Origin of the sequence: [Empedobacter] haloabium, from assembly GCA_008011715.2 — a bacterium.
GTDB classification, from domain to species: Bacteria; Pseudomonadota; Gammaproteobacteria; order Burkholderiales; family Burkholderiaceae_D; genus Rugamonas; species Rugamonas haloabia.
On sequence record CP136508.1, the window covers coordinates 4268978 to 4295283 of the forward strand.

A 26306-nucleotide genomic window follows, 5' to 3' on the forward strand; every position below is an offset into this window, starting at 1 on the left:
CTAGAACAACTCCATCTGCCCCGCCCGCGCCGCCGCCTTGGCGCGCGTACCCGCCGGGGGCGCCACGAGCGGCCGCTTGAACGATGCGCAGTCCAGGTGCTTGAAGCGCATGCCGCGCCCGCCGCCCAGGTCGTAGCGCACGATGGCCTTTTCCACCCGTTGCCGGATCAGGTCGGCCCAGATGCCTTCGCCGTGCATGCGGCTGCCGAACGTGGCGTCGTAGTCCTTGCCGCCGTGCATTTCGCGCACCCGGTTCATCACGCGCTGGGCGCGGTCGGGGAAATGCGCCTCCAGCCATTGCTGGAACAATGGATTGACCTCCCATGGCAGCCGTAGCACGACATAGCTGGCCGCGATCGCGCCGGCGTCACGCGCCGCTTCCATGATCTTTTCGATTTCCGGCTCCGTCACGAACGGGATGATCGGGGCGATCGAGACGCCGACCGGAATGCCCGCTTCCGTGAGCGTGCGGATCGTGCGCAGCCGGCGTTCCGGCGCCGCCGCGCGCGGTTCCAGGGTGCGGGCGATCTTCGGGTCCAGCGTTGTCAGGGTGATCGACGCGGCGGCGAGGCGCTTCGCCGCCATCGGCGCCAGGATGTCCAGGTCGCGCTCGATCAGCGACGATTTCGTGATCAGCCCTACCGGGTGGTTGCACTCTTGCAGCACCTCCAGCACACGGCGCGTCAGCTTGTAGTCGCGCTCGCACGGCTGGTAGGCATCCGTGTTCACGCCCAGCGCGATCGGCTCGACCTGGTAGCCCGGCTTGCACAGCTCGCTGCGCAACAGTTCCGGCGCGTTCACCTTGGCATACAGCCGGCTTTCGAAATCCAGGCCCGGCGACAAGCCCAGGTAGCTGTGCGACGGCCGCGCGAAGCAATAGATGCAGCCGTGCTCGCAGCCCCGGTATGGGTTGAGCGATACGCCGAATGGAATATCCGGCGACTGGTTACGGCTGAGGATGGTTTTCGCCATTTCCTCCGTCACGTGGGTGCGCCAGATCCGCGGCGCCTCGTCCTCGCTCTCCCAACCGTCGTCGAACGCCTCGCGGCCGTTCACCTCGTAGCGCCCCTGGATGTTGGCGACAGCGCCGCGCCCCTTCAGCGGCTGCAAGGGACGGGGCGGCAGCATTACCTGGCCTTCATACTGATCATTACGCATCGACTCACCGATAACTGTATATGCATACAGTATTGTAGGCCGATCCGCCCGCCGCTGCAACGCGCACGTGGCAATTGTGCGGCTCTTGTCATACCGCCAACGCGGTCCCTGCTGGTATCATTCGCCATTCCGCAGGTCGGCGCCGGTACACGGCACGCCCGACCCAACCCAATATCAAGAGCAAAATGAGCACATCGAACAATCTGCCGTCGTTCTGGAGCCGGATTCCCCTCGCCTTCAGCGCCTTCTTCAAGACCCTCGGCGACGCCGAATTCGCCGCCCGCATCCAGCAGGGCCCGGCCCCAGTGCCGGCCGCCGCGCCGGTGACGCCGGCGCCGGCGCCTGCACCGGCGCCGGCGCCGGCCCCGCTGCGCGAAGCGACGCCGGATGCGGCCCTGCAACTGCTCGCACTGCTGCAGCGCGAAGCGCGCCTGATCGACTTCACCCAGGAAAGCCTGGCCGGCTATGCCGACGCCGACATCGGCGCGGCCGCCCGCGTCGTCCACGAGGGCTGCGCCAAGGTGCTGCGCGAGCACTTCACCATCGAACCCGTGCGCAGCGAAGCCGAAGGCAGCCGCGTGACCCTGGACGCGGGCTTCGACGCCGCCGCCGTGCGCCTGACCGGCAACGTCGTCGGCCAGCCGCCGTTCAAGGGCGCGCTGAGCCACCGCGGCTGGCGCGCCACCAGCGTGCGCCTGCCGAAGCTGGCCGAAGCGCATGACGCCAAGATCCTGGCGCCGGCGGAGGTGGAACTGTGAGCGATCCGCGCTACGCCATCGGCATCGACCTGGGCACGACGCACAGCGCCCTGTCTTATGTGGACCTGGCCGGCAGCGACGGCGAGAAGACCCGGCAGGCCGTGCTGGGCGTGCCCCAGCTGACCGGTCCCGGCACCGTTGAGGACCTGCCGCTGCTGCCCTCCTTCCTGTACCTGCCGCACCCGGACGAGATGGCCGCCGCCGAACTGGCGCTGCCATGGAACGCCAGCGGCACCGGCCCGGTGGCGGGCGAGATGGCCCGCGCGCGCGGCGCCACCACGCCGATCCGCCTGGTCTCCAGTGCCAAGAGCTGGCTGTGCCACCCCGGCGTGGACCGGCGCGCCCCGATCCTGCCGAACGACGCGCCGGAGGAAGTCACGCGCGTGTCGCCGCTGGAAGCCTCCACGCGCTACCTGCAGCACCTGCGCCAGGCCTGGGACACGGCCCACCCGGACGCGCCGTTCACGCAGCAGGCCGTGACGGTGACGATCCCGGCGTCCTTCGACCCGGGCGCGCGCGAGCTGACCGCCGAGGCGGCGCGCAACGCCGGCTATGAAGCCGTCACCTTGCTGGAAGAACCGCAGGCCGCGCTGTACAGCTGGATCCAGGGCAGCGACGGCCGCTGGCGCAAGGACGTCAAGCCGGGCGACATCATCCTGGTGGTGGACGTGGGCGGCGGTACCAGCGACTTCTCGCTGATCGCCATCACCGAGCGCGACGGCAAGCTGGAGCCGCACCGCGTGGCGGTGGGCGACCATATCCTGCTGGGTGGCGACAATATGGACCTGGCGCTGGCCCACCTGGTGGCGCGCAAGCTGGCCACCAACGGCACGCAACTGGACCCGTGGCAGCTGCGGGCGCTGACCTACGGCTGCCGCGCGGCCAAGGAAAACCTGCTGGCCGACGCCAGCGCGGAAAGCTGGCCGATCGTGGTGCCGAGCCGCGGCTCGAAGCTGATCGGCGGTTCGATCCGCACCGAACTGACGCGCGCCGAAGTGACCACCTTCATCACGGACGGCTTCTTCCCGAAAGTCGAAGCCTCCGCGCGCCCGGCCGTGCGCACCCGCGCCGGCCTGACGCAACTGGGCCTGCCGTACGCGCAGGACGCCGCCATCACCCGCCACCTGGCCGCCTTCCTGGCCCGCCAGGTCGGCGCGACGGCCGACGTGCCGGGCTTCGCCGAGCGCCAGAACCCGGAGCACACCTTCCTGCATCCGAGCGCGGTGCTGTTCAACGGCGGCGTGTTCAAGTCGGCCCTCTTGGCCCAGCGCGTGATGGACACCATCAACGACTGGCTGTACATGGAAGGCGCCGAGCCCGCGCGCATGCTGGGCGGCGCGGACCTGGACCTGGCCGTGGCGCGCGGCGCCGCGTACTACAGCTACGTGCGGCGCGGCGCCGGCGTGCGCATCCGCGGCGGCACGGCCCGTTCGTACTACGTGGCCGTCGAGTCGTCGATGCCGGCCATCCCAGGCATGGAGCCGCCGATCCAGGCGCTGTGCGTGGCGCCGTTCGGCATGGAGGAAGGCAGCGAGCTGGAACTGCCGGGCCAGGAGTTCGGCCTGGTGGTCGGCGAGCCTGTACAGTTCCGCTTCTTCGGCTCCTCCACCCGTCGCCAGGACCAGATCGGCGACGTGCTGGACTTCTGGGGTCCGGAAGAGCTGATCGAGATGAACGAGATCCAGGCCAACCTGTCGCCCGAAGGCCGCCAGGCCGGCGACGTGGTGCAGGTGCGCCTGCACGCGCGCGCCACCGAGGCCGGCACGCTGGAACTGCTGGCGGTGGCCCGCGACGGCCAGCGCTGGAAGGTCGAGTTCGACGTGCGCGCGCAGGACGCCCAATAAGCCCGCGCGCATGAAGCCGAGCCACGGCCAGTACCTGGTCAGCATCGACCTGGGCACCACCAACACGGTCCTGGCGTATGCCGCGCCGGGGTCGCGCGACATCGAGCTGTTCGCCATCGAGCAGCTCACGGCGCCCGGCGAAGTGGGCGCCGCCACCCTGCTGCCGTCCGCACGCTACCACCCGGCCATGGGCGAACTGGCCGCCGGCGACCTGCAACTGCCGTGGCGCGAGGCCGACGTGGCCGGCGTGCCGGAAGTCGTGATCGGCCGTTTGGCGCGGCGCCTGGGCGCGCAGGTGCCGGGCCGCATGGTGGCCAGCGCCAAGAGCTGGCTGTCGCACCCCGGCGTCGACCGCACGGCGCCCATCCTGCCCTGGGGCGCCAGCCACGAGGTGGCGCAAGTCTCGCCCGTCGCCGCCAGCGCCAGCTACCTGGCACACCTGCGCGGTGCCTGGAACACCCGCTTCCCTGCCCACCCGCTCGAGCGCCAGCAGATCGTGCTGACGATTCCCGCGTCGTTCGACGAGGGTGCCCGCGCGCTGACCCTGGAAGCGGCCCGCCTGGCCGGCCTGGCCGACGTGCGCCTGCTGGAGGAACCGCAGGCCGCCCTGTACGACTGGCTGTACCGCCATCGCGACACGCTGGCGGCCGACCTGCACGACACCCGCCTGGTCTTGGTGGCGGACGTGGGCGGCGGCACCACCGACTTCTCGCTGGTGCGGGTGGATATCGAACATGGCGAACCCGTGCTGACCCGGATCGGCGTGGGCAACCACCTGATCCTGGGCGGCGACAATATGGACCTGGCGCTGGCGCACCTGGCCGAATCGCGCCTGCCGGCCCAGCAGGCGACTGCAGAAGCGGCCCCGGCGCGGCTGACGGCCGGCCGCCTGGCGCAGCTGACGGAACGCTGCCGCGGCGCCAAGGAGGAGCTGCTGGCGCAGGATGCGCCGGCGCAGGTCAACGTCACGCTGCTGGGCAGCGGCTCCAAGCTGATCGGCGGCAGCCGCACCGTCACCTTGACGAAACAGGATGTCGAAGGCATCGTGGTGGACGGCTTCTTCCCGCTGAACGCCGGACAGGAAGGCGCGCGCCGCGGCCGCGGCGCCATCGTCGAATTCGGCCTGCCGTATGCCAGCGACGCGGCCGTCACGCGCCACTTGGTCTCGTTCCTGCGCCAGCACCAGGTCGCCGCGCACGCCGCGCTGGGCAGCGAAGGGGACAGCCTGCCCGTGCCCGATACCTTGCTGCTGAACGGCGGCGTGTTCCGCGCCGATGCGCTGGCGCGCCGTCTCGAGGCCACGCTGGACGGCTGGCGCGGCGCGCCCGTCAAGGTACTCCACAACGACAATCCCGACGTTGCCGTGGCCCGCGGCGGCGTCGCCTACACGCTGGCGCGGCACGGCTTCGCGCCCGCCATCGAGGGCGGCTCGCCGCGCAGCTACTGGCTGCTGCTCGATGGCGACAAGGCGCCCGGCGTGGCGCGCCGCGGCGTCTGCATCCTGCCGCGCGGCACCCAGCCGGGCCGCGAGGTCAGGCTGACCGACCGCACCTTCGCGCTGCGCGTGGGCCGGCCGGTGCGCTTCCACCTCGTCTCCACCGTGGCCGATGCCGGCGAACGCGCCGGCGACGTGGGCGAACTCGATCCGGCCGACTTCATCGCGCTGCCGCCGATCGCCATGGTGCTGCAGCTGGCCGGCAGCGCGGCGCGCAAGGAGGTGCCGGTGCAGCTGGCGGTGGCACTTTCCGAGGTCGGCACGCTGGAGGTGCACTGCGTCGAAGCGGGTCGCGCCGACGGCCAGCGCTGGCTGCTGGAATTCCAGCTGCGCGGCCAGGAAGAGGAAGGCGCCGAGGTGCAGGAAGAGGCGCCGCCGCCGCGCTTTGCCGATGCAGTCGAACGGATCGAGCGCATCTTCGGCGGCCGCGCGCAGCAGGTCGACGTCAAGGAAGTACGGCAGCTGCGCGGCCAGCTCGAGCAGCTCCTGGGCAGCCGCGAACGCTGGGCCACGCCGCTGCTGAGGCGCCTGTTCGACGCGCTGATGGAACGCGCCAAGGGGCGGCGCCGCTCGCCCGAGCACGAGCGCGTCTGGATGAATCTCGCCGGCTTCTGCCTGCGCCCCGGCTTCGGCCATCCGCTCGACGACTGGCGCATCGGCCAGCTGTGGGCGCTGTTCGAGAGCGGCGTGCAGTACCAGAAGGAGCGCCAGGTGCGCGCCGAATGGTGGACGTTATGGCGCCGCGTGGCCGGTGGCCTGGACAAGGACGCGCAATTGCGCCTGCTGGACGACTTCGCGTTCAACCTGCAGGCCAGCGGCGAGGAGCGCAGCCGCCGCCCCGTGACCCTGGTCGAGGGCGCGGAGGAAGACATGCTGCGCCTGGGCGCCGCGCTGGAGCGCATCCCGTCCGCCTACAAGGCGGAGATCGGCAACTGGATGCTGGGCCAGATCGTCGCGCTGCCCGCTGCCGGTCCCAAGTTCGACGCCAAGGCGGCCGCCGCCTTCACGCGCTACCTGTGGGCGCTGGGCCGGGTCGGCGCGCGCCAGCCGTTCCACGGCAGCGCGCACGAAGTCGCCCCCAAGGCCACCGTCGAGGAATGGCTGCAGGCCATCCTGCAGCTGGACTGGAAGAAGATCGAGCCGGCCGGCTTTGCCGCCGCGCACCTGGCGCGCCGCACGGGCGACCGCTCGCGCGACATCGACGACACCTTGCGCGCCGAGATCGTGCGGCGCTTGACAAGCGTGGGCGCCCCGCCCACCTGGGCGGCAATGGTGCGCGACGTGGTGGAACTGGACCACGCCAGCGAACAGCGCATGTTCGGCGAGGCGCTGCCGCCCGGCTTGAAGCTGATCGGCTAGCCGCGCGCCGTGGCCAGCGCCTGCTGCTGGCCGACGAAGCCGTCGAACGCGTTCAACAGCGGCGCATAACGCCCCGTATCGTCTTCCAGCTGCGCCAGCGCGTGCACGGCCGCTTCCAGCGTCGAAAGCTGGCCGGGCGCGTGCGCCTTGCGGATGTCGTACCGCGACGGTGCCACGTCGCGCAGAGCCAGGCGCGGCAAGGCCTGCAATGCCGGATTCAGGTACAGCATCTTGCGGCTCTTGCGCCATGTCGCATCCAGCACCACCAGCAGCAGATTGGCCGGGTCAATCGCCCATGCCGGCTCGAACGGCGGTGGCGGCGCGATGCCCAGCGACGCGTCACCGGGCGTATCGGGGTACAGCAGCACGGCACGGCGCGGGCCGGCCAGCAGGGTTTGCAGCGTGCTGGCCGCGAAGGTTTCGCCGATGACCAGCACGCTGCCGGGCAGCGACAGGTGCAGCAGGCGGGCGCTGTTTTTCGCGTTGTGCACTTCAAGCGGGTGCTGCAGCAGCAGGACACCAGCACGCATCGGAGTTGGCGTGATCCATTGGCAGATGCAGGTGGTGGCTGGGCGCAGGCAGGTTGCGCACGTGAGGCGTTTCGAGGTCATCGGGGCATTGTAGCTGCTCGAGACGCCTGGTGTCAGGCACCTGATTGCGGGTCGCAGACCCACAATCAAGTGCCTGACACCGGTGGGTTCGACAGCGCTCAGGCCGTCAAGCGCGGCACCACGGCCCGATCGTCACGCCGCCGCGCCGGCCGCTCCCCATCGACACCGACGCGGAACACGGCCACGGCATCGGCAAGGCGCGAGGATTGTTCCTGCATCGCCTCGGCGGCTGCTGCCGCCTGCTCCACCAGCGCCGCGTTCTGCTGCGTTACCTGGTCCATCTGCGTGATGGCCTGGTTGACCTGTTCGATGCCGCTCTGCTGCTGGGCGCTGGCATCGGCGATGCGATCCATGATGGCCGTCACCTGCTGGATCGCGCCGACGACTTCCTGCATGGTCGCGCCGGCGCGGCCCACCAGCGCGCCGCCGGCCTGCACCTGCTGGGCCGATTCGCCGATCAGCGCGGCGATCTCCCTGGCCGCGGTGGCCGAACGCTGCGCCAGCGCGCGCACTTCCGAGGCGACCACCGCGAAACCGCGTCCCTGTTCGCCGGCGCGGGCCGCTTCCACGGCCGCGTTCAGCGCCAGGATATTGGTCTGGAACGCGATGCTGTCGATGACGCCGACGATGTCCACCACCCGGCCGGACGACGCGCTGATGGCGTCCATCGTACGTACCACGTCGCCCACGACGGCGCCGCCCTGCACGGCCGTCTCGACGGCCGCGCGCGCCAGTTCGCGCGCCGTGCGCGCGTTGTCGGCGTTGAGGCGCACGGTGGAGGTCAGCTCGTCCATCGAGGACGCCGTCTCCTGCAAAGAGCTGGCCTGCTGTTCGGTGCGCGACGACAGGTCCAGGTTGCCGGCCGCGATTTCGGTCGAGGCGGTCGTGATCGTCTCGGTGCCGTTGCGTACCTGGCCGACGATCGTCATCAGGCTGCCATTCATCTTCTTCAGCGCCTGCATCAGCTGGCCCATCTCGTCGCGCGCCTCGCCGTCGATGATGCTGGTCAGGTCGCCCGCCGAAACCCGCTCGGCCACCGTTACCGCCTCGTGCAACGGTTGCGTGATCGTGCGGGTGATGCGCCAGGCCAGCAGCATGCCCGTCGCGATGGCCAGCAGGCCCAGCCCCAGCAGCAGGTTGCGGCCGCTCTCGTACGTGCGCTGGATCTCGGCCGCCGTGTCGTCCAGGGCCTTCTGTTCGGTGCGCAGCAGCGCGCCCAGCGCGTCCAGGTAGGCCACGCGGCGTGTTTCCAGTTCCGTCGTGTACAGCCGGCGTGCGCCGGCGGGATCGTTGGCCTTGCTCGTCAGGACGGTCTTGCGCGTGGCGACGTAGGCCTTGCGGGCCGCCAGCACGGCGGCGTGCGCGGCACGGGCGGACGGTTCGGTCAGCTCGCGGCCGAGCAGGTCCTGGATTTCGGTGGCGCGCGCCGAGGACTGCGCCATTGTCGCCTCGATGGCCTTCTGCTCGGCGGGATCGACTGCCAGGAAGGCGGCGCTGGCGCGCGCCGCGTTGACCTCGATGATCTTGGTCCACTCGGCCATCAGGCGCTCGTTGCGGGCATGCTCGGCAACGAGCCTTTCCGTCATGCGGCTGGCCTGCTGCATGCGCAGCACGCCAAACAGGGTCATCAGGGCCAGCAGCGCCAGCACCACCGCGAAGCCGAACCCCAGCCTCGTGCCGATTCGAAGATTGCGCAGATGCATCGTCCCTCCCGGAGCGTACCGTACGGCCAGTCTGCCGCCATTGCAGAGAGAATGCAAGCGTGCCCGCTTCAGGCCGCGCGCAGGCGCTGCGGCACGGCGATCGGGCGATCGACGGGATAGAACGGCACCAGCTGCAGCCGGTCCAGCAACGGCGCGCCGAACTGGCGCACCAGCGCTGGCCGGATCAGCAGTTCCAGCTCCAGCGGCGCCGGCAGCGCCGGGCCGGCGCGGCCACGGCAGGCCTGGGCGATGGTCTGCACGCCGATATCGGTGGTGGCCATGACGATGGCCTGGCGCACGTCGGCGCCGTCCAGCGTCCCGTGCGCCAGCACCTGGCGCAACAGCGTGAGGGTGGCCGGGTGGGCCCGTTCCAGGCGGTCCAGCAGCAGCACGCGGTGCGGATCGCGGCGCAGCAGGTCGGCCAGCACATGCCGCAGCGCCAGCACTTCATGCTGCCGGGTGCATGCCGCCATGTCGACGGCGATCAGCGCATGGGCGCCGCCGTACACCAGTTCGGCCAGCGCCAGCGCCGTGCGCGTGCGACCGGCTTCGCCCGGACCGACGAACAGGCCGGACGCCAACGGCCCGTCCGGATCGCCCCGGCCGGCACGGGCGGCACGCAGGCGCTGCGTCACGGTGGCGATCGCGTGCAGCTGGCCGGGCACGCGGTCGTGCAGGCGCAGGTGCAGGTCGTGCGGTATCGTGGTTGCAAGACTCATCATGCTCGGTTCTCTCGAAAAAAAGCCGCGACGAACGCCGCGGCAAGCGTCGCAGACGCAGCTCAGACAATGCGGTTGGCGGCCAGGTCCCAGCCGCCGGAGGTGTTGCCGCCGGCGCCGCCAGTGATCTTCTGCTGGGTGTAGCGCCAGCGCACCTTGGAGAACTTCAGCGCCACCGATTCGGTCAGGATGTCGCCTTCCTTCACTTCCGGCGTGACCTTGCCGATCAGGACGTTCTCGATCTCGATCTCGTAGTACTTGATGCGCTCGCCCATCGCGTCGGCGCGCATGAATTCCAGCTTCGCTTTCGGGATGGTCTTGCCCGCGGCGCATGTCTGCAGCAGCACCGGCGAGGACAGGTCGGCCAGCTTGGTGATGAGAATGTCCTGGTGCTCGCAGCGCTCGGCCGTGTGGCCGCCGCCGGTGGAGGCGGTGGCGGACTTGGGCTGCAGCACGCCCCAGCCCACCGATTTGCATTCGATCCATTCCTTGTGTTTTTCGTCCGTGGACTCCCCCTTGATGCCGTCAATTTGCAAGTAGACGTCGATAGCCATCGTGTGCTCCTCTCGTTGGTGGATGAAAGATCGGGTTGGTCGTGTGCCGCCGCTCCGCGACCAGTCGGAGTGAAACTACTTCAGCGCGCCGAACGGATCGGCGCCGCCCGACTGCGAGGTCACGGCCGTCGTCGGCGCGCGCCCCTGGGCGCCACTGTTGACGGTGACCGCACGGGGCTTGGCGACCGGCCGGATCGGCTTCTGCACCGCCGGCACCAGCACGTCTTCGCCCAGGCTGCTGCGCAGCAGGCCGGCCAGGTGCTGGGCCTCGGTGCGCAGCGGGCCGCCCAGATGGTTCTGCTTGCTCAGGTCGGCCAGGGCCTTGGTCGACAGGCGCAGGCCGCCGACGGCCACGATGCTGTTGCCCTGGCGGTCGTTTGGATCGCGCTGCAAGCCCGCCAGCGCGGCGCTGATCGCCTCGCCGTAGGCGCCCCGGTCGAACTTCAGTTGCGCGAGCTGGATCAGCGGCGCCTTCTCGGCCGGGAATTTCGCGCTCGCCCCACGCAGGATCGCGTATGCGCGCTCGACGTCGCCGGATGCGACGCTGCGCTCGGCATCGGCCAGTGCGGCAGCCACGGTCGGGGCGCCGGCGCCGGTGGCGGGATCGGTCGCGCATGCACTCAGCAACAGCAGGCTCGTCACGAGTGGCAGGACGGTTCGTACAGTGTTTCTCATAGTCATCTCCTAGCGGGCGGGGTGGAGGCATTATTCAAGAGTTACCCCGGCCGTCGATTGCGTTGACGCAAAGGGCGGGAACGTGCGGCGCAGGCGGCTTCGTGGCGTTTGTGACGCCGCAAGGGCGCCCGGGAGTGCCTTGGGTTAAATGAACGTCCCGAAATTGTTGTCGTCTGGAATGAAAGGACCGCCCATGAAACGCATTGCAAGCTGCGCGCTGCTGGCACTGGCGGCCGGCACGCTGAGCGCATGCGGCGGCGCCGCGCTGGCCGGCGCCGTGCTGCAGATGGCTGGCGTGCAGCGCCCGCCCGAGGTGCCGGACGCGCAGAAGCCGCCGCGCACGGTCAGCATCCGCCTGCACGCCGCCAGCACCCTGAACGGGGGTGCCGGCGGCCCGCCGCTGGCACTGGTGGCACGTATCTACATGCTGCGCCAGGCCGAGGCGTTCGAGCGCGTGCCGTACGCCGGCTTCACCGATCCGCAGACGGAACGCGCGCTGCTCGGCCCCGACCTGCTCGGCGTCAAGGAGGTGCTGCTGATTCCGGGCCAGCACTACGAAGTGCAGGAAAAAGTCAGCCGCGAGGCCGGTTTCATCGGCGTCGTGGCACTGTTCCGCGCGCCGGACGGCCAGCGTTGGCGTGCCGCCTTCCCCGCCGCCGCCGCCGAACAGGGCGGCATCACGCTGGGCCTGCACGGCTGCGCGATGACGGCCGGCACCGGCGCTTCGCCGCGCCAGCGCCAGCTGGCCCGCCCGCTGTCCGAAGCGCATTGCATCTGAGAGGAGACCATCATGACCACCGCACCTGACGTCGCGGGCACCGGGCCCCGGGTCGAACGCCGCGCCGCACCGAGCCTGTTCGGCACGCGCACCGCCGCGCCCGACGGCGCGCATGGCCACACCCTGCTGGACCTGCTGCACGAAGGGTTCCACATGCTGTTCCTGCTGAAGTCCGGCGCCACGCCGCCGGACGGCACCGAGTTCTCCGACCAGGTGGTGGCCTACCTGCGCGACTTCGAGCGCGAGGCCCACAAGCTGCGCGCGCAGGTCGAGGACATCGAGGCCGCCAAGTATGCCTACTGCGCCGCGCTCGACGAGTTCGTGCTGGCCTCCGGCCACGCGCTGCAGGAGGCGTGGCAGCGCCGCCCGCTGCAGCTGATCCTGTTCGGCGACCAGCTGGCGGGCGAGCACTTCTTCGACCGGCTGGAGGCGCTGCGCGTGAGCGGCGCGCCGCGGCTGCAGGCGCTGCAGGTGTTCCACATGTGCCTGCTGCTGGGCTTTCACGGCAAGTACGCACTGGACAGCACCGACAAGCTGGCCTACCTGACCGCGCGGCTGGGCGACGAGATCGCCCACCTGAAGGGCCGCCGCGCCGGGTTCGCGCCGCGCGCCGAGCGGCCCGACCAGGTGGCGCACAAGCTGCGCGCCAATGTGCCGCTGTGGGCGCTGTCGGCGGTGTTCGCGCTGCTGGGCGCCGGCGTCTACACGGGTCTGCGCACGTCGCTGGACCATGGAACGCGCGACGCGATCGCCGGCTATGCGGACCTCGTCAAGCTGGCGCCACGGCCTGCCAGCTTCGTGCTCACGCTTCCTTAGGGCGCTGTGCCCTCGTCCTAATGAATTTTCCTTCCGGCATACACCCGCGCTCAAATGACGATGAGAAACAGCGTCACGCGCAGCAACTGCTGCGGCGTCGCCACGCAGCCGGCATCGAGCGCATGGCGCCAGCCCAGGTAGTTGGGCAGGTATTTACTGGCGACACCATGGAAACGCTTGAGCCAGTTCTTGAACCGGCCGTGGCAACTGTTGACGGTCTGGAGGTGAATGACCTCGTCCACGACGCGCTGCCCCGCCGCCACGTTGACGGCGCGGTGCGCGATCCCTGTCGCCTTGGCAAAGGCCTGGTAGGCACGCGCCCCGTCGGTTGCGAGCAGGACGCCGGGTGCCAGGACCGGCGGCAGGCATTGCTTTAATTGTGCGGCCGTTACCGGTCCGCGCCCGGTGATGAAATCGCTGGCCTTGCCGCTGCGGTCACACGCGACCAGGATGCAGTCGTGGTCCTTGCCAGGGCCGCGGTGACTGGCCGTGCCGCCCCGCCGCCGCGCCGGTCGCGTCAGGTGGCGCGAGCCCTTTTGCGACTCGAGGAGGTAGGTCTCGCCCGCCTCGACGATGCCGGCCAGCGGCAAGGCCCGCGCATCCTTGGCCATCATCATGAAACGGTGGCGCCAGCGAAAACTGGTGTTGCGATGGATGCCGGTCGCCTGTGCCGCGCCGCGCACCGTCATCGAGTTCAACATGCATTGCAGGAACGGCAGCCATTTGTCGCGCAGGCGGATGAACGCCAGGGGCGTGCCGGTCAGTGCGTTGAAACTCTTGCCGCACTCACGGCAACGATAGCGTTGCAGGCCGTAAAAGACACCGTGGCGGTATAGGCGTTCGCCCTGGCAATGGGGGCAACGGCGCGTCCGCTGACCGCGCGCTTCGATGATGGCAAGGCACTCCGCCAGTGAGGTACAGCGGTCGAACGCCTCGCGCAGCTCGTCCACTTGTTTGCCGGTGAGTTGCATCAGCATCTGCCGCACCTGCGCCTGCATTGCCTGGAATTGCCGCGAGTCCATGGTTGCTCTCCGGTTGAGTTAACTGGAGGTAGGACCGTGGTTGAGTCGGAAAGTTCATTGGGACCAGGGCACAGCGCCTTCCTTAGTCGGCGACGCGGAACTCGATGCGGCGGTTGCGGGCGCGCCCGTCCGCCGTGGCGTTGTCGGCCACCGGACGGTCGGGCCCCTGCCCCGAGACGGCGATCATCGCGCCATCGATACCCTTGCCGGCCAGGTAGGCTCGGACCGCCTCGGCGCGGGCCAGGCTCAATGCCAGGTTGCTTTCGCGCAGGCCCTTGTTGTCCGTGTGGCCGATCACCTCGACCTGCTTGCCCTGCACGCGCGCCAGCGCGGCCGCCATCTCGTCCAGGATGACCAGGCCGGAGGGACGGAGCACGGCCTGGCCGCTCTCGAATTCGATGATGCGCCTGCCCAGCGCCGCATCGAGCATCTCCTGTTCGGCGGCGGCCACGCGCAACGCATTGCGCACCACGTAGGTCGGATTCAGGCTCGTCGCGATGGCACTGGCGACCTGCTCGCGCTGCGCCTCGCTGGCCACCTCGCCGCGCACGCTGACGTCCGTCCCCTCGACGCGCAACTGGCCCTTCGAGACCAGCTTCAAGTTGGCCCCGATCAGCTTCTGCACGTGGCCGTGCCAGTTCGGCGGCAATACCACGTTGCCGATCGCCAGCTGGTCGACCACGCGGTCGAAGCCATACAACTCGCGCACGCGCGCCAGCAGCATCGCCTTGGTGCCTTCGTCGGGCACCGTGCCGCTGACCAGCACCTGGCCCGGCAGCGGCGTGACGGGCGCGGGCACCTGCGCCGCGGCGGTGGCGGCGGCGAGCGACAGCAGCAGCGGCAGCCAAGGGGACAATGAACGCATGATGGGCTCCTTCACGAAAAAGTGGCGTGGAACAGGTCGGCACAGGCGCGCAGCGACAGCGTATCCTGCGCCAGGCAGGCGGCCAGGCGCGACATGGCGGGGTCCTGGCCGATCGCGTCGCCGACCCATCCCGTATCGTCGAACGTGATCAGCTGCTCGGCGGCGAATTCCGGATCGATGATGGCGCGCAGCGTGCCGGGCGTTGCGCCACCGAAGCCGATCAGGAACTGCGGGGCGCCGCGCAGCTCTGTCATGAACAGGGCCAGTTCGATGTCGCGCTGGCGCAGGAACGGCGCCACCAGCGCCAGCCAGAACGCCGCCACCGCCGGCCGCAGCACTTCCTCGCGTGGCAGCGGCAAGGCCAGGCTGCGCTCGAGCCGGCGCCCACCGGCGCTCTGGCACGGTTGCAGCAGCAGGCCGATGCCCAGCACGATGCCGCGCACGTCGTGGCGCCGCGTGTCGTCCGCCAGCATCGCCTGCAGGCTGGCGATGTCATACGCGCTGCAGAACGCGGCCAGCGCGCCGGCATGGTCGCCCCGTACCGTTGCGCTGTCGACGGTGGCCGCCGTCAGCGCCTGCAGGGGGCCGGCCGGATCGTCGGCCGCGTGCACGCCGGCGGCCAGGCGGCCCAGCTGGCGCCATGCGTCGGCCAGCGCCAGCGGGCTGGCGGGCAGGAAGGCGTGCGGCTGCGCCACCTCGAGCGCGCTCATTGCGATGAACGGAAAGCGCCGGCCCGACAGGTCGCCGCTGGCCAGCAGGTGCCCGGCCACGACATGCCGGCTGGTCGGACCGACGAACGCGAAGTGCAGCGGCGGCAACGCGTCGTAGTGCAGCTTCCAGCGCGCATTGCTGGCCAGCTCCGTCAGCGTGGCCGCGACCCATGCGTCCAGCAGGGCGCCCAGCGCGTGCTGTGCGCCGGAGCGGACGAAATCGGAGCGGGCCGCCAGCTTGCCGAAATAGCCGATGGCTGCGTTCATTGGGCACCTCCGTTGACGACGGTGGCCGGCGCCGCAGCCACCGTGGTCGCGGCTGCCGGGACGGGCGGCTGGGGTGGCGGCGCCGGCTCGGCGCGCGGCGCGCCGACGATGGTTTCGGGCAGGCGCATGCCGCCATAGCCCTGCGTCGGCGGCGCGCCGGCACTGCTGGTGATGCGCAGGTCCACGGCCACGCTGATGCCGCCCGCCGTCCAGCGCAACTCGTGCACGCCGCCTTCCTTGCGTGTCTTGCTGGCCGCGTCGATCATGCGTTTCAGGCCGAACTGGCCCGGTTCGTTGAACAGCTCGACGTTGCGGCCGTCGAACGCCACGGCGCTGATGCGCGCCCCCGGCATGCCCTGCGTGCCGGGATGGACCATGCTGGCCCATTGCGGCGGCGTGTTGCGGTAGCGCAGTTGCTGGCCATCGATCTCCACCGTGTATTCGACGGTGCCCGGCGCCGGAAGCGGCAGGATCTGGAACAACGTCTGGCTGGTCCCGTTCGCCACCGCGCCGCCGGCGCCAGCTGCCGCGATCCAGCCGGGGAAGCGCTGCACGGCCTGCGGCTGCAGGGTGATGCCCATGTCGGCCCAGGTGCGCGGCGCCAGCACGTCGCCACGGCGCACCACCAGGGGCCCCATCGCCGTCGTGACGAATTTCGCCACCAGCCCTTCTGGCCCGAAGAACTGGCCGATCTCGGCCTGGGTGGCCTCGATGCGCGCGCCCGGCGCGAACGGATACTTGTGCGCCAGCGAGCGGTTGAACGGCTCGTACACCTGCGCCAGCCAGGTCTTGTTGATCTCGTTCTCCGTCGGCCCGACGATGACGGCGAACGTCTGCATCAGCGGCCGCACCAGCAGCGGCCGCACGGCCTGGCGCTGGCCGTCGCTGATCCCGTTCAGCATCTGCTCGTCGACGAAGCGCAACGCCTCGGCCAGCTCGGAGCCGCTGCCCTCGAGTGTCTGCTGCATGAACTGGCGCGCGCCCGGGCCCGGGTCGCCCTGGTTCTTCAGCTGGTTCAGCCGGGTGCGCAGGCGCGACAGCGCGTCGAGGTAGGAGCGCAGCAGCGAAGCGTCGCGCTCGCGGGTGCCGACGATGCGCGCCACCGCCGCGAACTCGCGGGCGACAGGCCCCGCCTCGAGCGGCGCGGCTGGCCCCAGGTTGACGTTGACCGGCGCCGGCGCTCGCCGCAGCACAGTGGACTTGAACCACGCCGCGAAGCCGGTCTGCGCCTGCCGCAGGGCGGCGTTGCCGGCACCCGGGTGGTCCCACGACGTCTGCTCGTGGATCGTGCGCAGCACCTTCGCGATCGGCGATGCCTGCGGGTCGCCCAGCCGGTTCATCGCCGCCACGGCGCCGTTGAAGCCGCCCATGTCGGCGATGGCGATGCCCTGCACGAACTTCTGCCACTCGCGCGTGTACTCGGCCATGTACATCCCGGTCAGGTTGCGGCGGATCTGTTCCGGGCTTCCTTCCAGGGTCAGGTCATCGCGGCTGGACGTCTTCAACACCCAGTCCGTGCTCTGCAGTTCCTGGCCGGCCGCCGTGCGGATCGCACCCTCGACGTATTTTTCCCACGCCTCGCGCGTGAAGGTGCCGGAGATCGCGTGGCTGCCTTGCACCAGAGCCGCGTCGGTCTCGCCGACGATGCGCTGCACCGTCATCGCCGGGAAGCGCGTGGCGGCGCGCGCCTTGATCTCGCCATACACGCGGTCGCGCGCCGGCATGCCGCGCACCACGCGGCGCAGGTTCTCGCGCGCCGTGTCGACCAGTGCCAGCTTCTCTTCGATGCGCGGCCAGGACGGGTCGCGTACCTGTGCCAGGTAGAACGTCATCAGCCGTTCGGCACTGCGGATCAGCTGCTCGCGCGGCATCGCGCCGCGGTTGGTTTCCAGCCAGCCGCGCCAGAAGCGGGTCAGTTGGTCGTTCAGGTGGCCCGGCTCGGCGCGCGCCGGATCGGCCAGCATCAGGTAGGTCTTCAGCGCGTTGTACGCATCCTCGACGTTGGTGGGCGACGCGTCGGCATAGGCCCGCGCCGTCGTCGCGGCCGGCGCCGCGGCCTGCGCGGCGGCGGCCGGCGTGACGAGCTGCCCGGCGTTGGCGTTCATCTCGTACAGCAACGTCTCCAGGTTGGCGGCGACGGGCTTGACCATGACCTCGCGCACGCCGGCGAAATACTCCTCGCGCAGCTTGCGCTCCAGCAGGCCGCCCTGGTACAGGCCAAGCCCCAGCGCCCACGGCCGTTCGTCGCGGTAGCGCTCGAGCTGCTCGATGCGGTCCTGCAGCACCTCCAGTGCCTGCAGGCGAGCCTGCAGGTCGAGGCGGCGGTCCTGCAGGCGGATCACCTTGTCCAGGTCTTCCCGCACCGTGGCGACCAGCTGGCGGTTGGCCTGGTAGGACCAGCTCCAGCCGCCCAGTGCGACGCCCAGCAGCACGGCCACGGCAACGAACGCGCCGTATTTCAGCCGCGTGCGCGCCGGGCTGGCGTACTGCGAGACCAGCTCGCGGTCGGCGAACACCACCTTGCGGAACAGGTCCAGCAGGAAGTAGCCGCCCTGCCGGGCCGGCGCCGGCCCGCCGGCGGCCGGCGCGGCGCCGAGATGGAAGCGTTGCCCGACGCGGCGCGACTGGGCCGATTCCGGCTGGCCTTCCTGCAGCGCGCTGGTGAAGTAGAAGCCGCGGAACAGCGGCTTGAACTGGAACGGGTTCTCCTCGAACAGCGTGGCCAGGAAGGCTCGCAGCGGCACCCGCAGCGACGCGAACTCCAGCGGGAACGTGAACACGCCCGGGGCCATCGTGCGGCGTTGCTGCGTCATGTTGACGATGCTGGTTTCCTGCAGGCCTTCATGCAGCTCGTCGAACGCCGTGTCGAAAAAGCTCAAGATGTCCTGCGTGCCGGCTTGGCGGCGGTACGGCATCGTCGCACCCCACGTCCGTTCGCGTTCGCCCGGCTCGAAGCGCTCGAAGAACTCGCCGAAGCCGGCCACCAGGTCGACCTTGGTAAACACGACGTAGACCGGGGCGAACACTTCGAGCTGCTCGATCAGGTCCTGCACGCGCTTGCGCAGGCTGCGCGCGAGGCGCACGCAGGCGTCGCCATCGACGGCGCGCAGCTCGGCGATGCTGACGGCGACGATCACACCATTGATCGGCGCGCGCGGCCGGTATTTCTTCAGCAGGCCGAGGAAACCGGACCATTCGGCACGGTAGTCGTCGTCGGCGGCGTAGCGTCCCGCCGTGTCCAGCACGATGCCTTCCGTCGTGAAGAACCAGTCGCAGTTGCGCGTGCCCCCGACCCCCTGCACCACCTTGCTGTCGCCGATGGGGAACTGCAGGCCCGAGTGCTTGATGGCGCTGCTCTTGCCGGCCGCCGGATTGCCGATGATCATGTACCAGGGCAGCTCGTACAGCGCCCGCTTGCCGGCGCGCAGGCCCAGCTTGGACGTGCGAATGGTGGCGATCGCCCCGCGCAGCCGCCCGCGCAGCGCTTCGATGTCGGCCTTGGTGGCCGCGTCCGCGGGGGCGGCCTGCACAGCCGTGTCGATCGCCTCTTCCAGTTGCGCCGCACGGCGCCCGGCCAAGTGCCGCCGCAACCACCAGATGCCGAGCCACAGCAGCGCCACGATGGCGGTCGCCGCGATGGCCCAGATCAGCGCCAGCTCCAGCAGCTCCGCGCCCAGCCAGAAGAACAGCGCCAGCGCCGCCAGGCCGACGATCGACAGGGTGCGGTGGTCCGTCAAAAACAGCCAGAGTCGTTGCAGCATGATGGCTTCCTTAGTCCAGGCAGGAGCGCTTGATGTTGCCACTGGACATCAGGAACTCTATTGACTAGCCGCAACCCCGGGAACTCAACGCCGCCGCACGCGCAGTTCGGTGTGGCCGAAATCCATCATCTTCCACCGGCCGCCCCAGGTCAGCCCGGCGGCCTCGGCCACCTCGCCGTACAGCTGGTAGCCGCGCATGGCCCAGGCATCGCGCTCTGAGATGACGAGCTTGCCGTCGCGCAGGAAGGCGCAGTCGCCGGCCAGGCCGAACTGGTGATAACTCTGGAACGCGCGCGCGTTGGTGACGTGGCCACCGGCGTCGGCCAGCTCGTTCTGCCGCGCCGGACTGCGGTAGCCTTCCAGCAGCACCATTTCGTAACCATGCTGCTCGCGCATGACGCGAAACACCGTCAGCAGGCGCTGGGCGAAGTCCTGGTCCAGCAGGTCCCAGTTGCGGTTGGCGCCGGCCAGTTGCGGCCGCACCAGCGTTACTTCCGCCGTCGTGAAGACGGCCGGCGGCGGCGCCGGCGGCGCCACCAGGCGCTCGCCACGCAGCAGCGCCGCCACCTGCTCGTTGACGGCGCGCTGGCGCTCGTCCACTTCCGGCAGCGGCTGGCGGCTGGCCACCAGCAAGGCGCCTAGCGGCGGCAGCAGGACCAACAGCAGGACGGCGCCGGCCAGCAGCGGGTGCTGGCGCATCAAGGCGGCCAGCCGTCCTGCTCCGCCGCGCGCCGCGTCCAGCGCGCCGGCGGCATGGCCGTGGCCGCGCCGCTGCGCGGTTTGCCAGCGTTGCCCGGCCTGGCGCGCCAGCCGCGCCAAGGCATCCGCCAGCGCATCGCGGCCGTCCGGGAACAGCGCCAGCCAGCCGCCCACGCAGGTGGCAATAAACAACAACAGCATCGAAAACAGCAACATGGTGCGCTCCGTCAAAGTAGGCCCTTGCCACGCGCGCGACACTGGCGAGCGGTAACGTTGCCCTATCGTAATATGCGTGCCGGCCGGGCCGGACCGCTTACATCAAGCTTTGGAGGTGCGCGAGGATGAATGCGTCGAAAACGGGGAGAGAGACAGCGGCGGTGGGCGGCTACGGCATCCTGGCAAGCCTGGACCGGGAGACGGCCGGGGGTGCCGGCCGGGATGCTGGCCAGCGCGACGGCGGGGCCTCGCGCTACGTGCTGCTCGCGGGCGCGGGGCTGGTGGCGCTGCTGGCGTGGTGGTGGTGCAGCAATTCGCCACCGGCCGTGACGCTGGCGCCCAAGCCCGTGTGGCATGCGCCCGTGGCGCGGCCGGCATTGCCACCGGTCGCGCCGCCGGTCCACAACGAACCGGCGCTGATCGTCAACGATACGCCGGCGGTGGCGCCAGCGAAGCCGGCCCTGGTAGTGGCATCGGCGCGACCGGCGGCAGCGCCGGCCGGCGCGCGCCAGGTGCCCGTTCCGGTTTCGACACGCCGCGAGCGCGCGGCGGCCCACCCTTCGGCCAGGCCGGCGCGGCGCGAAGCGGTCCACCCCACGCCAGTGCCCAGGGTGCAGGTCGCCGTGACGCCGCCGGACCATGACGTCTCGCTGCTGACAGCCCTCGTGGCGCACCAGAACGGCGTCGCGCTGACCAGCCGCGACGTGGTCGAGCCGCACCTGGCCGACAGCACGGCGGCGCTGCTGCAGCGCTGCGGCCGCGTGGGTGGCGAGGAAGGCCGGCTGTGCCGGGTGCGGATCTGTGCGGGGCGGCAGCTGGATGCGGGGTGTGCGGGCGACTAGCCCAGCACCTCGCCGCAAAACGCTGCGATCAGTCCCACCAGCACGTCCGGCGTTTCCGCGTGCGGCGCGTGCCCGCGCCCTTCCAGGATCCGCACCTGCGCACCCGGCACGCCGGCGGCGATGGCGTCCAGCTGCGCCGCGGTGCCATACTGGTCGGCGCTGCCCTGCAGCGCCAGCACCGGGCAGGCGACCGAAGGCAGCAGGTAGCGGATATCCCAATGGGCGAACGCGGGCCGCAGCCAGGTATCGGCCCAGGCGCGGAAGATCTGGTCGGTCTTGGCGCCGTGGTAGCGTTCCAGCGCGCGCAGCTTGCCGTCGTCGTAGGCGGCGCGGGCGGAGCGGATACCCGCGAGCGTCACGTCCTCGACGATAACGTGCGCCGCCAGCGTCACGATGCCGCGCAGCCCCGCCGGCTGGCCGGCCGCGTGGATCAGGGCGATGCTGCCGCCATCGGAGTGGCCCACCATGATGTGGGGCCGCCCCGCCAGGTATCGTTCCAGCACGGCGGGCAGTTCCTGCAGCGCGTAGTCGTGCAGGTAGTGGATCGAGCGCTCGCGCCGCAGTGGCGTGGACTGCCCGTACCCCAGCCGGTCATAGACGATGCCCGGGCAGCCCGTGGCCTGGCATACGCGGCGCGGAAAATCGCGCCACAGCGCCACGCTGCCCAGTCCTTCGTGCAGGAAGACCAGCACCGGGCGGCCGGCGGCGCCGTCGATGGTCTCCACGTACAGTTCATCCGTGTCATTCAATCGCATGCGTTCCTTTCGAATGTTCGTGCGCGCACAGCGCGGCACGAGCCATTGTGACATGCTGGGCGTCCGATTTTCAGCAAGGAGGAATCACGATGGCACAAGACAAGGCATTGGCAGGCAAGCAGGTCGCGATCCTGATGACGGACGGCGTCGAGCAGGTCGAATACACCGGCCCGCGCGGCTTTCTGGAGCAGCATGGCGCGCAGGTGACGCTGGTGTCGCCCAAGGGGCAAGGCGAGGAGATCCAGGGCTTCGATCACCTGGACCACGGCGCCAAGTTCAAGGTGGAACGCGACGTGCGCGACGCCCGCCCCGGCGACTTCGACGCGCTGGTGCTGCCAGGCGGCGTCGCCAACCCCGACCAGCTGCGGCTCTCGACCGAGGCGATCACCTTCATCCGCGAATTCGCGCGCGAGAACAAGCCGATCGCGGCGATCTGCCATGGTCCCTGGACCTTGATCGACGCCGATGTCGTCAAGGGCAAGCGGGTGACGAGCTGGCCGACGCTTCGTACGGACCTGACCAATGCCGGGGCGCAGTGGAGCGACGAGCAGGTGGTGGTGGATGGCAAGCTGGTGACGAGCCGGAAGCCGGATGATATTCCGGCGTTTAATGCGGCGATCCTGGAGCAGCTGACTCCAGCGTAAGCGCTTGGCAAAAAGGGCGGCAGGATTGCTCGTGTCGCCCCTCATCGGCACGCCCGGACAAGCATCCGGGCCGGCAAGTACCTGCCGAGCAATATCATATGGCCTCAACCTGTTGTTTTCCTGCCCCCCTCCATCAGGAGACTGCCCTGCCTGACCACGGAAGCATACGCTGGCGATGTGCTTGAATCACATCGACAACTGCAATGCTTGGGAGGCGATTATGGATCGGTTACGTACAGTCAGGCTGTTGTGCATGGGTCTGTTGTTGGCAATTTCCGCCAGCGGTTGCGCAACGTATGAAGCGACGTCCGGAGAAATATCCTCTTCCTCATCCTCTCCGCCCACCCACGCTACCGCCCCGCCGCAAGTCTCGATACCGACACCGCCTGCTGCCGCCGTCCCACCGGAAGCAGTACCGCCCGTGTCCGAGCCCAGAGCGAAGTTATACAAGGTATGGTATGCCACCAACCGCTTGCCGGTGCTGGTCAAGAACGAAGTGGTGGGCTACTCGCAACAGCGTGATGCCCAGCGCTCGCACTACGGCACGCTGTATGCGGAGATTCCCGCGGACTTCATGGCCGAGCGGGCCAGCATGAGCTTCCTGCGCCGGCTGTTCCCCACTGCCGAAGCCAAACTGCGGCTGACCAAACCTGTCCAGGTCAGCGCTGCGGCTTTCGTCGACCAGCTGAAAAATGCGATGCGGGCGGAGGGAGCAAACGAACGACCACTGCTCATTTATCTACACGGCTTTAACACGACGTTCAACGAAGCGGCGCAGAGAGCCGCAAGCATCGGCTATCAACTCAAAATGCCTGTAACGGCATTCTTCAGCTGGCCGTCGCAAGGGGGCATGATGAAGTACCTGGCGGACAAGGATCTTGCCGAAATCAGCGAGGACAGCATCGCCGACTTCATCGTGAAGGCTACCGCGGAAGCCGGCGCGACAAAAGTACACCTGATCGCGCACAGCATGGGAAATCACGCCCTCCTTAATGCGATGTATCGCCCAAGAATGCAGCGCGCAATCCGGGACGGGCTGCGCTTCGGCCAGATCATCCTGGCCGCACCCGATGTGGACACGGACAAGTTCATCCGGGATGCGGGCATTTTTGCGACTGTCGCCGACCGTGTCTCGCTATATGTCTCGGACGGCGACCAGGCGTTGAATTTGTCGAGAAGAATCGCGGCGAATCGCACGCGCGCCGGCTTGCGCCCACCTGTCGTTGTCGTCAAGAATATCGACACCGTGGATGTCAGCTCGACCAACCTGACCGCGCTGGGCCATGCATTCATCAGCCAGGAAATCGCCGTCTTGAACGATATGCACAGCCTTATCAATCACAATACGCCGCCCGCTAAACGGATAAGGATTTTCCGCAAGGACAACTACTGGGCATTGCAGTAGCGCGCATAAAAAAAGCCACGTGATCGACACGTGGCTTTCGTATTCTGGCTCCCCGACCTGGACTCGAACCAGGGACCTGCGGATTAACAGTCCGTCGCTCTACCGACTGAGCTATCAGGGAAAAGAGGCCGCATTATATACAGCCGATTTTTAACTGTCCAGTGAGCACGAAAATTTTTTTGCTCATCCGGGAAAAGCCGGGGTCGGACCCGGCGGGTCCGACCCGTCCGACACGGGCTTAGAACGCGCCCTTGACCTGCACACCCCACTGGCGCGGCTCGTTGATGAAGCCCGTCAGGTTGTTGAAGTCGATGGCGCCCGTCACGCGTTGCTGGTTGGTGATGTTGCGGCCGAAGGCGGCCACTTCATATTTGCCGCCCGCCCAGTTGTAGCCCACGCGCAGGCCGCCTTCCGTCAGCGGCTTGCCGGTGAATTCGGCTGCCTCGTACAGGAAGAAGTTGACCTTGCTGCGGTACGACCAGTCGGTCAGCACGAACAGGTTGCCGTCTTCCAGTGCCCAGTTGTAGCGGGCCGACAGGTTGACGATCCACTTCGGTGCCTGCGGCAGCGCGTTGCCGTCGATGACGACGCGGCCGGCGGCGTTGATCGGGTCCGTGATCGTGCACTGCGCGCACTTGTTCACGGACAGCGACGGGTCGCGGATCTCCGTGAAGTTGTAGCTGGTGCTGGCGGCGAGCTTGAAGTCCGGCGTGACGAAGCCTTCGATCTCGGCCTCGATGCCGCGGCCCTTGGTCTTGGCAGCGTTGATCAGCTTCGTGACGTTGGAATTGCCGCCGACGACGGTCAGCTGCTGGTTCTTGACGTCGTAGTCGTACACCGACAGCGAGGCGCGCGCGCGGCGGTTCAAGAGGTCGGCCTTCAGGCCTGCCTCGTACGACGTGATCGTCTCGGCATCGGCCACCGTGATCGGCACGGAAGCCGACGGCGCCGCGATGCTCGGGGCGCGGAAGCCGGTCGCCACGCGGGCGTACAGCGACACGTCCTGGTTCAGCGCATACGTGCCGGACAGGTCCCAGTTCGCCTTGTGCTTGCTGGTGCTGACGGACGACGGGCCGATCAGGGTCACATTGGTGGCTTCCAGTGTGGCGAAGTCCTTCTTGTCGTTGGTGTAGCGCAGGCCGCCACGCACGGTGAACTTGTCGTTGATGGCGTAGTTGACGGAGCCGAACGCGGCCCAGGCCTTGTTCTGCTGGTTGCTGACGACGCGGCTGGTGCGGGCACCGGCCACGTTGTAGTTGTCGCTGCCGCCGGTCGCGTCTTCATCGAAGTAGTAGACGCCGGCCTGCCACGACAGCGGGCCCGCCTTCTTCGACTCGACACGGAACTCCTGCGAGTACTGCTTCAGGTCCGGCAGCACGGAGGCCGTCTCGACCTGGAACGGGATGAAGCCCGGGCCATTGCTTGGCGTGCCGCCGTCGATGTCGCCGCGGCTGTTGTAGCTGGCGATGGTCTCGTAGCCGGTGATCGAGTACAGCTTGACGGCGCCCAGGTCCCACGACAGGCGCACGTTGCCGCCGCGCGTCGTCAGGTTCTGGTAGTTCTGGCCGTTGGTGGTGATGCTGTTGGCGTCGAAGCCGTCCACCAGGCTGTTGGTGCCCTTCTTGATGATATTGGCGCGGAACAGGCGCGAGCTGCCGGCGGCCGTGCGCTGGTGCACGTTGAACAGCGCATTGAACGTGCCGTTCGGCTGGTACAGCACCTGCACGCGCTCGGCGTGCTCGTTGTAGCCTTCCAGCGAATCGGGCTGGTTGGTGTACGCATTGGTCACGTAGTCGTCGCGGTGCTGGCGCAGGGTCGAGACGCGCAGCGCCCATTCGTTCGACAGCGGGATGTTGGCGGCGCCTTCCACGTTGACGGTGCCGTGCGTGGCCTGCGAGTAGTTGACGTAGCCTTCCACGCCCTTCAGGCTCGGCTTGGCCGACTCGAACTTGACGACGCCGGCCGGGGTGTTGCGGCCGAACAGCGTGCCCTGCGGGCCGCGCAGCACTTCCACGCCGGCCAGGTCGAACATCGGGTAGCCCTTCAGGATCGGGTTTTCCTGCACCACGTCGTCATAGATCAGCGAGACGGGCTGCGAGGCGAAGATCGAGAAGTCCGCGTTGCCGTAGCCGCGGATGTAGAAGCGCGGGAACACGCGGCCCGTGGAGGACTCGATGTTCAGGCTCGGCACCTTGCCCGACAGGACACGGATGTCCTGGCCGCCGGACAGGATCACGTCCAGCTTCTCGTTCTGCAGCGTGGAGACCGAGACCGGCACTTCCTTGATGTTTTCGGTGCGGCGCTGGGCCGTCACGGTCACGGTTTCGAGCTGGCCGCTGGCTGTTTGAGTGGTCGCTTGCGTGACTTCCTGCGCGAAGGCTGGCAGCACGGCCGGCATCGCGGCGGTCAGAGCGATCAGACGCTTATGCATCCGGGAGAGTTTCATCATTTGCCTTCCTGAGTTTAAAGAAAAAGGTATACAACGTCGTCTCCGCTCTTGTGCCGGGTGCGGTCCTGCCGCGCGCTGCTTGTGGCCGCGCCGTGTCGCCCATGTCTCGTGGTGCGCACGCTCCGATATTCTGGCTTGCTGTGTTCCGTACTGCTGCAGCTGGCTTTGATCCAGATATGAAAAAGCCGCGTATCAAACGCG

The 26306-nt window shown here is 68.9% G+C and carries 21 protein-coding genes and 1 tRNA gene; 8 read left to right on the forward strand and 14 right to left on the reverse strand.

Annotated elements, in window-relative coordinates; translation table 11 throughout:
- The gene (locus E7V67_018650) at positions 1-1158 is read right to left on the reverse strand and encodes a PA0069 family radical SAM protein (protein ID WUR11710.1); all 1158 of its coding nucleotides are present in this window, start codon (positions 1156-1158) and stop codon (positions 1-3) included.
- 185 nt (positions 1159-1343) lie between these two features.
- Between E7V67_018650 and E7V67_018655 the strand changes: the two genes are divergently transcribed.
- The 3 genes from E7V67_018655 to E7V67_018665 are packed head-to-tail and all read left to right on the forward strand — an operon-like array spanning position 1344 to position 6614.
- The gene (locus E7V67_018655) at positions 1344-1916 is read left to right on the forward strand and encodes a DUF2760 domain-containing protein (GenBank protein ID WUR11711.1); all 573 of its coding nucleotides are present in this window, start codon (positions 1344-1346) and stop codon (positions 1914-1916) included.
- Positions 1913-3760, forward strand: coding sequence for an Hsp70 family protein (locus tag E7V67_018660; GenBank protein ID WUR11712.1), 1848 nt, complete (start codon positions 1913-1915; stop codon positions 3758-3760). The genes E7V67_018655 and E7V67_018660 overlap by 4 nt, the downstream gene beginning before the upstream one ends.
- Positions 3761-3770: 10 nt before the next feature.
- Positions 3771-6614: an Hsp70 family protein gene (locus E7V67_018665; protein ID WUR11713.1), complete on the forward strand. Its 2844-nt coding sequence runs from the start codon at positions 3771-3773 to the stop codon at positions 6612-6614.
- On the opposite strand, the gene E7V67_018670 is transcribed toward E7V67_018665, so the two are convergent.
- From E7V67_018670 to E7V67_018690, 5 genes are all read right to left on the reverse strand, one after another.
- The gene (locus E7V67_018670; GenBank protein WUR11714.1) at positions 6611-7225 is read right to left on the reverse strand and encodes a tRNA-uridine aminocarboxypropyltransferase; all 615 of its coding nucleotides are present in this window, start codon (positions 7223-7225) and stop codon (positions 6611-6613) included. The two genes, E7V67_018665 and E7V67_018670, sit on opposite strands and share 4 nt — an antisense overlap.
- Positions 7226-7323: 98 nt before the next feature.
- Positions 7324-8928, reverse strand: a complete 1605-nt coding sequence (locus E7V67_018675) for a methyl-accepting chemotaxis protein (protein ID WUR11715.1) — start codon at positions 8926-8928, stop codon at positions 7324-7326.
- Positions 8929-8996: 68 nt separating this feature from the next.
- Positions 8997-9650, reverse strand: coding sequence for an AAA family ATPase (locus E7V67_018680; protein WUR11716.1), 654 nt, complete (start codon positions 9648-9650; stop codon positions 8997-8999).
- Positions 9651-9709: 59 nt separating this feature from the next.
- Positions 9710-10201 carry a type VI secretion system tube protein Hcp gene (locus tag E7V67_018685; protein WUR11717.1) on the reverse strand — a complete coding sequence of 164 codons (492 nt, stop codon included), beginning with the start codon at positions 10199-10201 and terminating at the stop codon, positions 9710-9712.
- A 75-nt stretch (positions 10202-10276) separates the two neighbouring features.
- A complete protein-coding gene (locus tag E7V67_018690) occupies positions 10277-10876 on the reverse strand; it encodes a tetratricopeptide repeat protein (GenBank protein WUR11718.1) in 600 nt (199 codons plus the stop codon).
- Positions 10877-11069: 193 nt separating this feature from the next.
- Between E7V67_018690 and tssJ the strand changes: the two genes are divergently transcribed.
- Positions 11070-11654, forward strand: a complete 585-nt coding sequence (gene tssJ, locus E7V67_018695) for a type VI secretion system lipoprotein TssJ (protein WUR11719.1) — start codon at positions 11070-11072, stop codon at positions 11652-11654.
- Between the two features lie 12 nt (positions 11655-11666).
- Positions 11667-12470 carry a type IVB secretion system protein IcmH/DotU gene (gene icmH, locus E7V67_018700; protein WUR11720.1) on the forward strand — a complete coding sequence of 268 codons (804 nt, stop codon included), beginning with the start codon at positions 11667-11669 and terminating at the stop codon, positions 12468-12470.
- Positions 12471-12520: 50 nt separating this feature from the next.
- Here the strand turns inward: icmH and E7V67_018705 are convergent, their stop codons facing one another.
- From E7V67_018705 to E7V67_018725, 5 genes are all read right to left on the reverse strand, one after another.
- A complete protein-coding gene (locus E7V67_018705) occupies positions 12521-13468 on the reverse strand; it encodes an IS1595 family transposase (protein ID WUR11721.1) in 948 nt (315 codons plus the stop codon).
- Positions 13469-13574: 106 nt separating this feature from the next.
- Positions 13575-14357 carry an OmpA family protein gene (locus tag E7V67_018710; GenBank protein ID WUR11722.1) on the reverse strand — a complete coding sequence of 261 codons (783 nt, stop codon included), beginning with the start codon at positions 14355-14357 and terminating at the stop codon, positions 13575-13577.
- Positions 14358-14368: 11 nt separating this feature from the next.
- Positions 14369-15334 (reverse strand): type VI secretion system-associated protein TagF, encoded by a 966-nt coding sequence (gene tagF, locus E7V67_018715; protein ID WUR11723.1) that lies wholly within the window; start codon positions 15332-15334, stop codon positions 14369-14371.
- Positions 15331-19095: a type VI secretion system membrane subunit TssM gene (gene tssM / locus E7V67_018720; protein WUR11724.1), complete on the reverse strand. Its 3765-nt coding sequence runs from the start codon at positions 19093-19095 to the stop codon at positions 15331-15333. The genes tagF and tssM overlap by 4 nt, the downstream gene beginning before the upstream one ends.
- 84 nt (positions 19096-19179) lie before the next feature.
- Positions 19180-20010, reverse strand: coding sequence for a M15 family metallopeptidase (locus tag E7V67_018725; GenBank protein WUR11725.1), 831 nt, complete (start codon positions 20008-20010; stop codon positions 19180-19182).
- A gap of 125 nt (positions 20011-20135) precedes the next feature.
- Here E7V67_018725 and E7V67_018730 point away from each other — a divergent pair, with 125 nt between their 5' ends.
- Complete coding sequence (locus tag E7V67_018730; GenBank protein ID WUR11726.1) at positions 20136-20852, forward strand: hypothetical protein; 717 nt, start codon at positions 20136-20138, stop codon at positions 20850-20852.
- Here E7V67_018730 and E7V67_018735 read toward each other — a convergent pair.
- On the reverse strand, positions 20849-21607 hold the full coding sequence (locus E7V67_018735) for an alpha/beta hydrolase (protein WUR11727.1): 759 nt from the start codon (positions 21605-21607) through the stop codon (positions 20849-20851). The genes E7V67_018730 and E7V67_018735 overlap by 4 nt on opposite strands.
- 89 nt (positions 21608-21696) lie before the next feature.
- Here E7V67_018735 and E7V67_018740 point away from each other — a divergent pair, with 89 nt between their 5' ends.
- Positions 21697-22251 carry a type 1 glutamine amidotransferase domain-containing protein gene (locus tag E7V67_018740; protein ID WUR11728.1) on the forward strand — a complete coding sequence of 185 codons (555 nt, stop codon included), beginning with the start codon at positions 21697-21699 and terminating at the stop codon, positions 22249-22251.
- 181 nt (positions 22252-22432) lie between these two features.
- Complete coding sequence (locus E7V67_018745; protein WUR11729.1) at positions 22433-23656, forward strand: alpha/beta hydrolase; 1224 nt, start codon at positions 22433-22435, stop codon at positions 23654-23656.
- 45 nt (positions 23657-23701) lie between these two features.
- On the opposite strand, the gene E7V67_018750 is transcribed toward E7V67_018745, so the two are convergent.
- Both E7V67_018750 and E7V67_018755 read right to left on the reverse strand, forming a co-directional pair.
- Positions 23702-23777: transfer RNA gene (locus tag E7V67_018750), tRNA-Asn, on the reverse strand.
- A 117-nt stretch (positions 23778-23894) separates the two neighbouring features.
- On the reverse strand, positions 23895-26105 hold the full coding sequence (locus E7V67_018755) for a TonB-dependent receptor (protein WUR11730.1): 2211 nt from the start codon (positions 26103-26105) through the stop codon (positions 23895-23897).
- Positions 26106-26306: the final 201 nt, after the last annotated feature.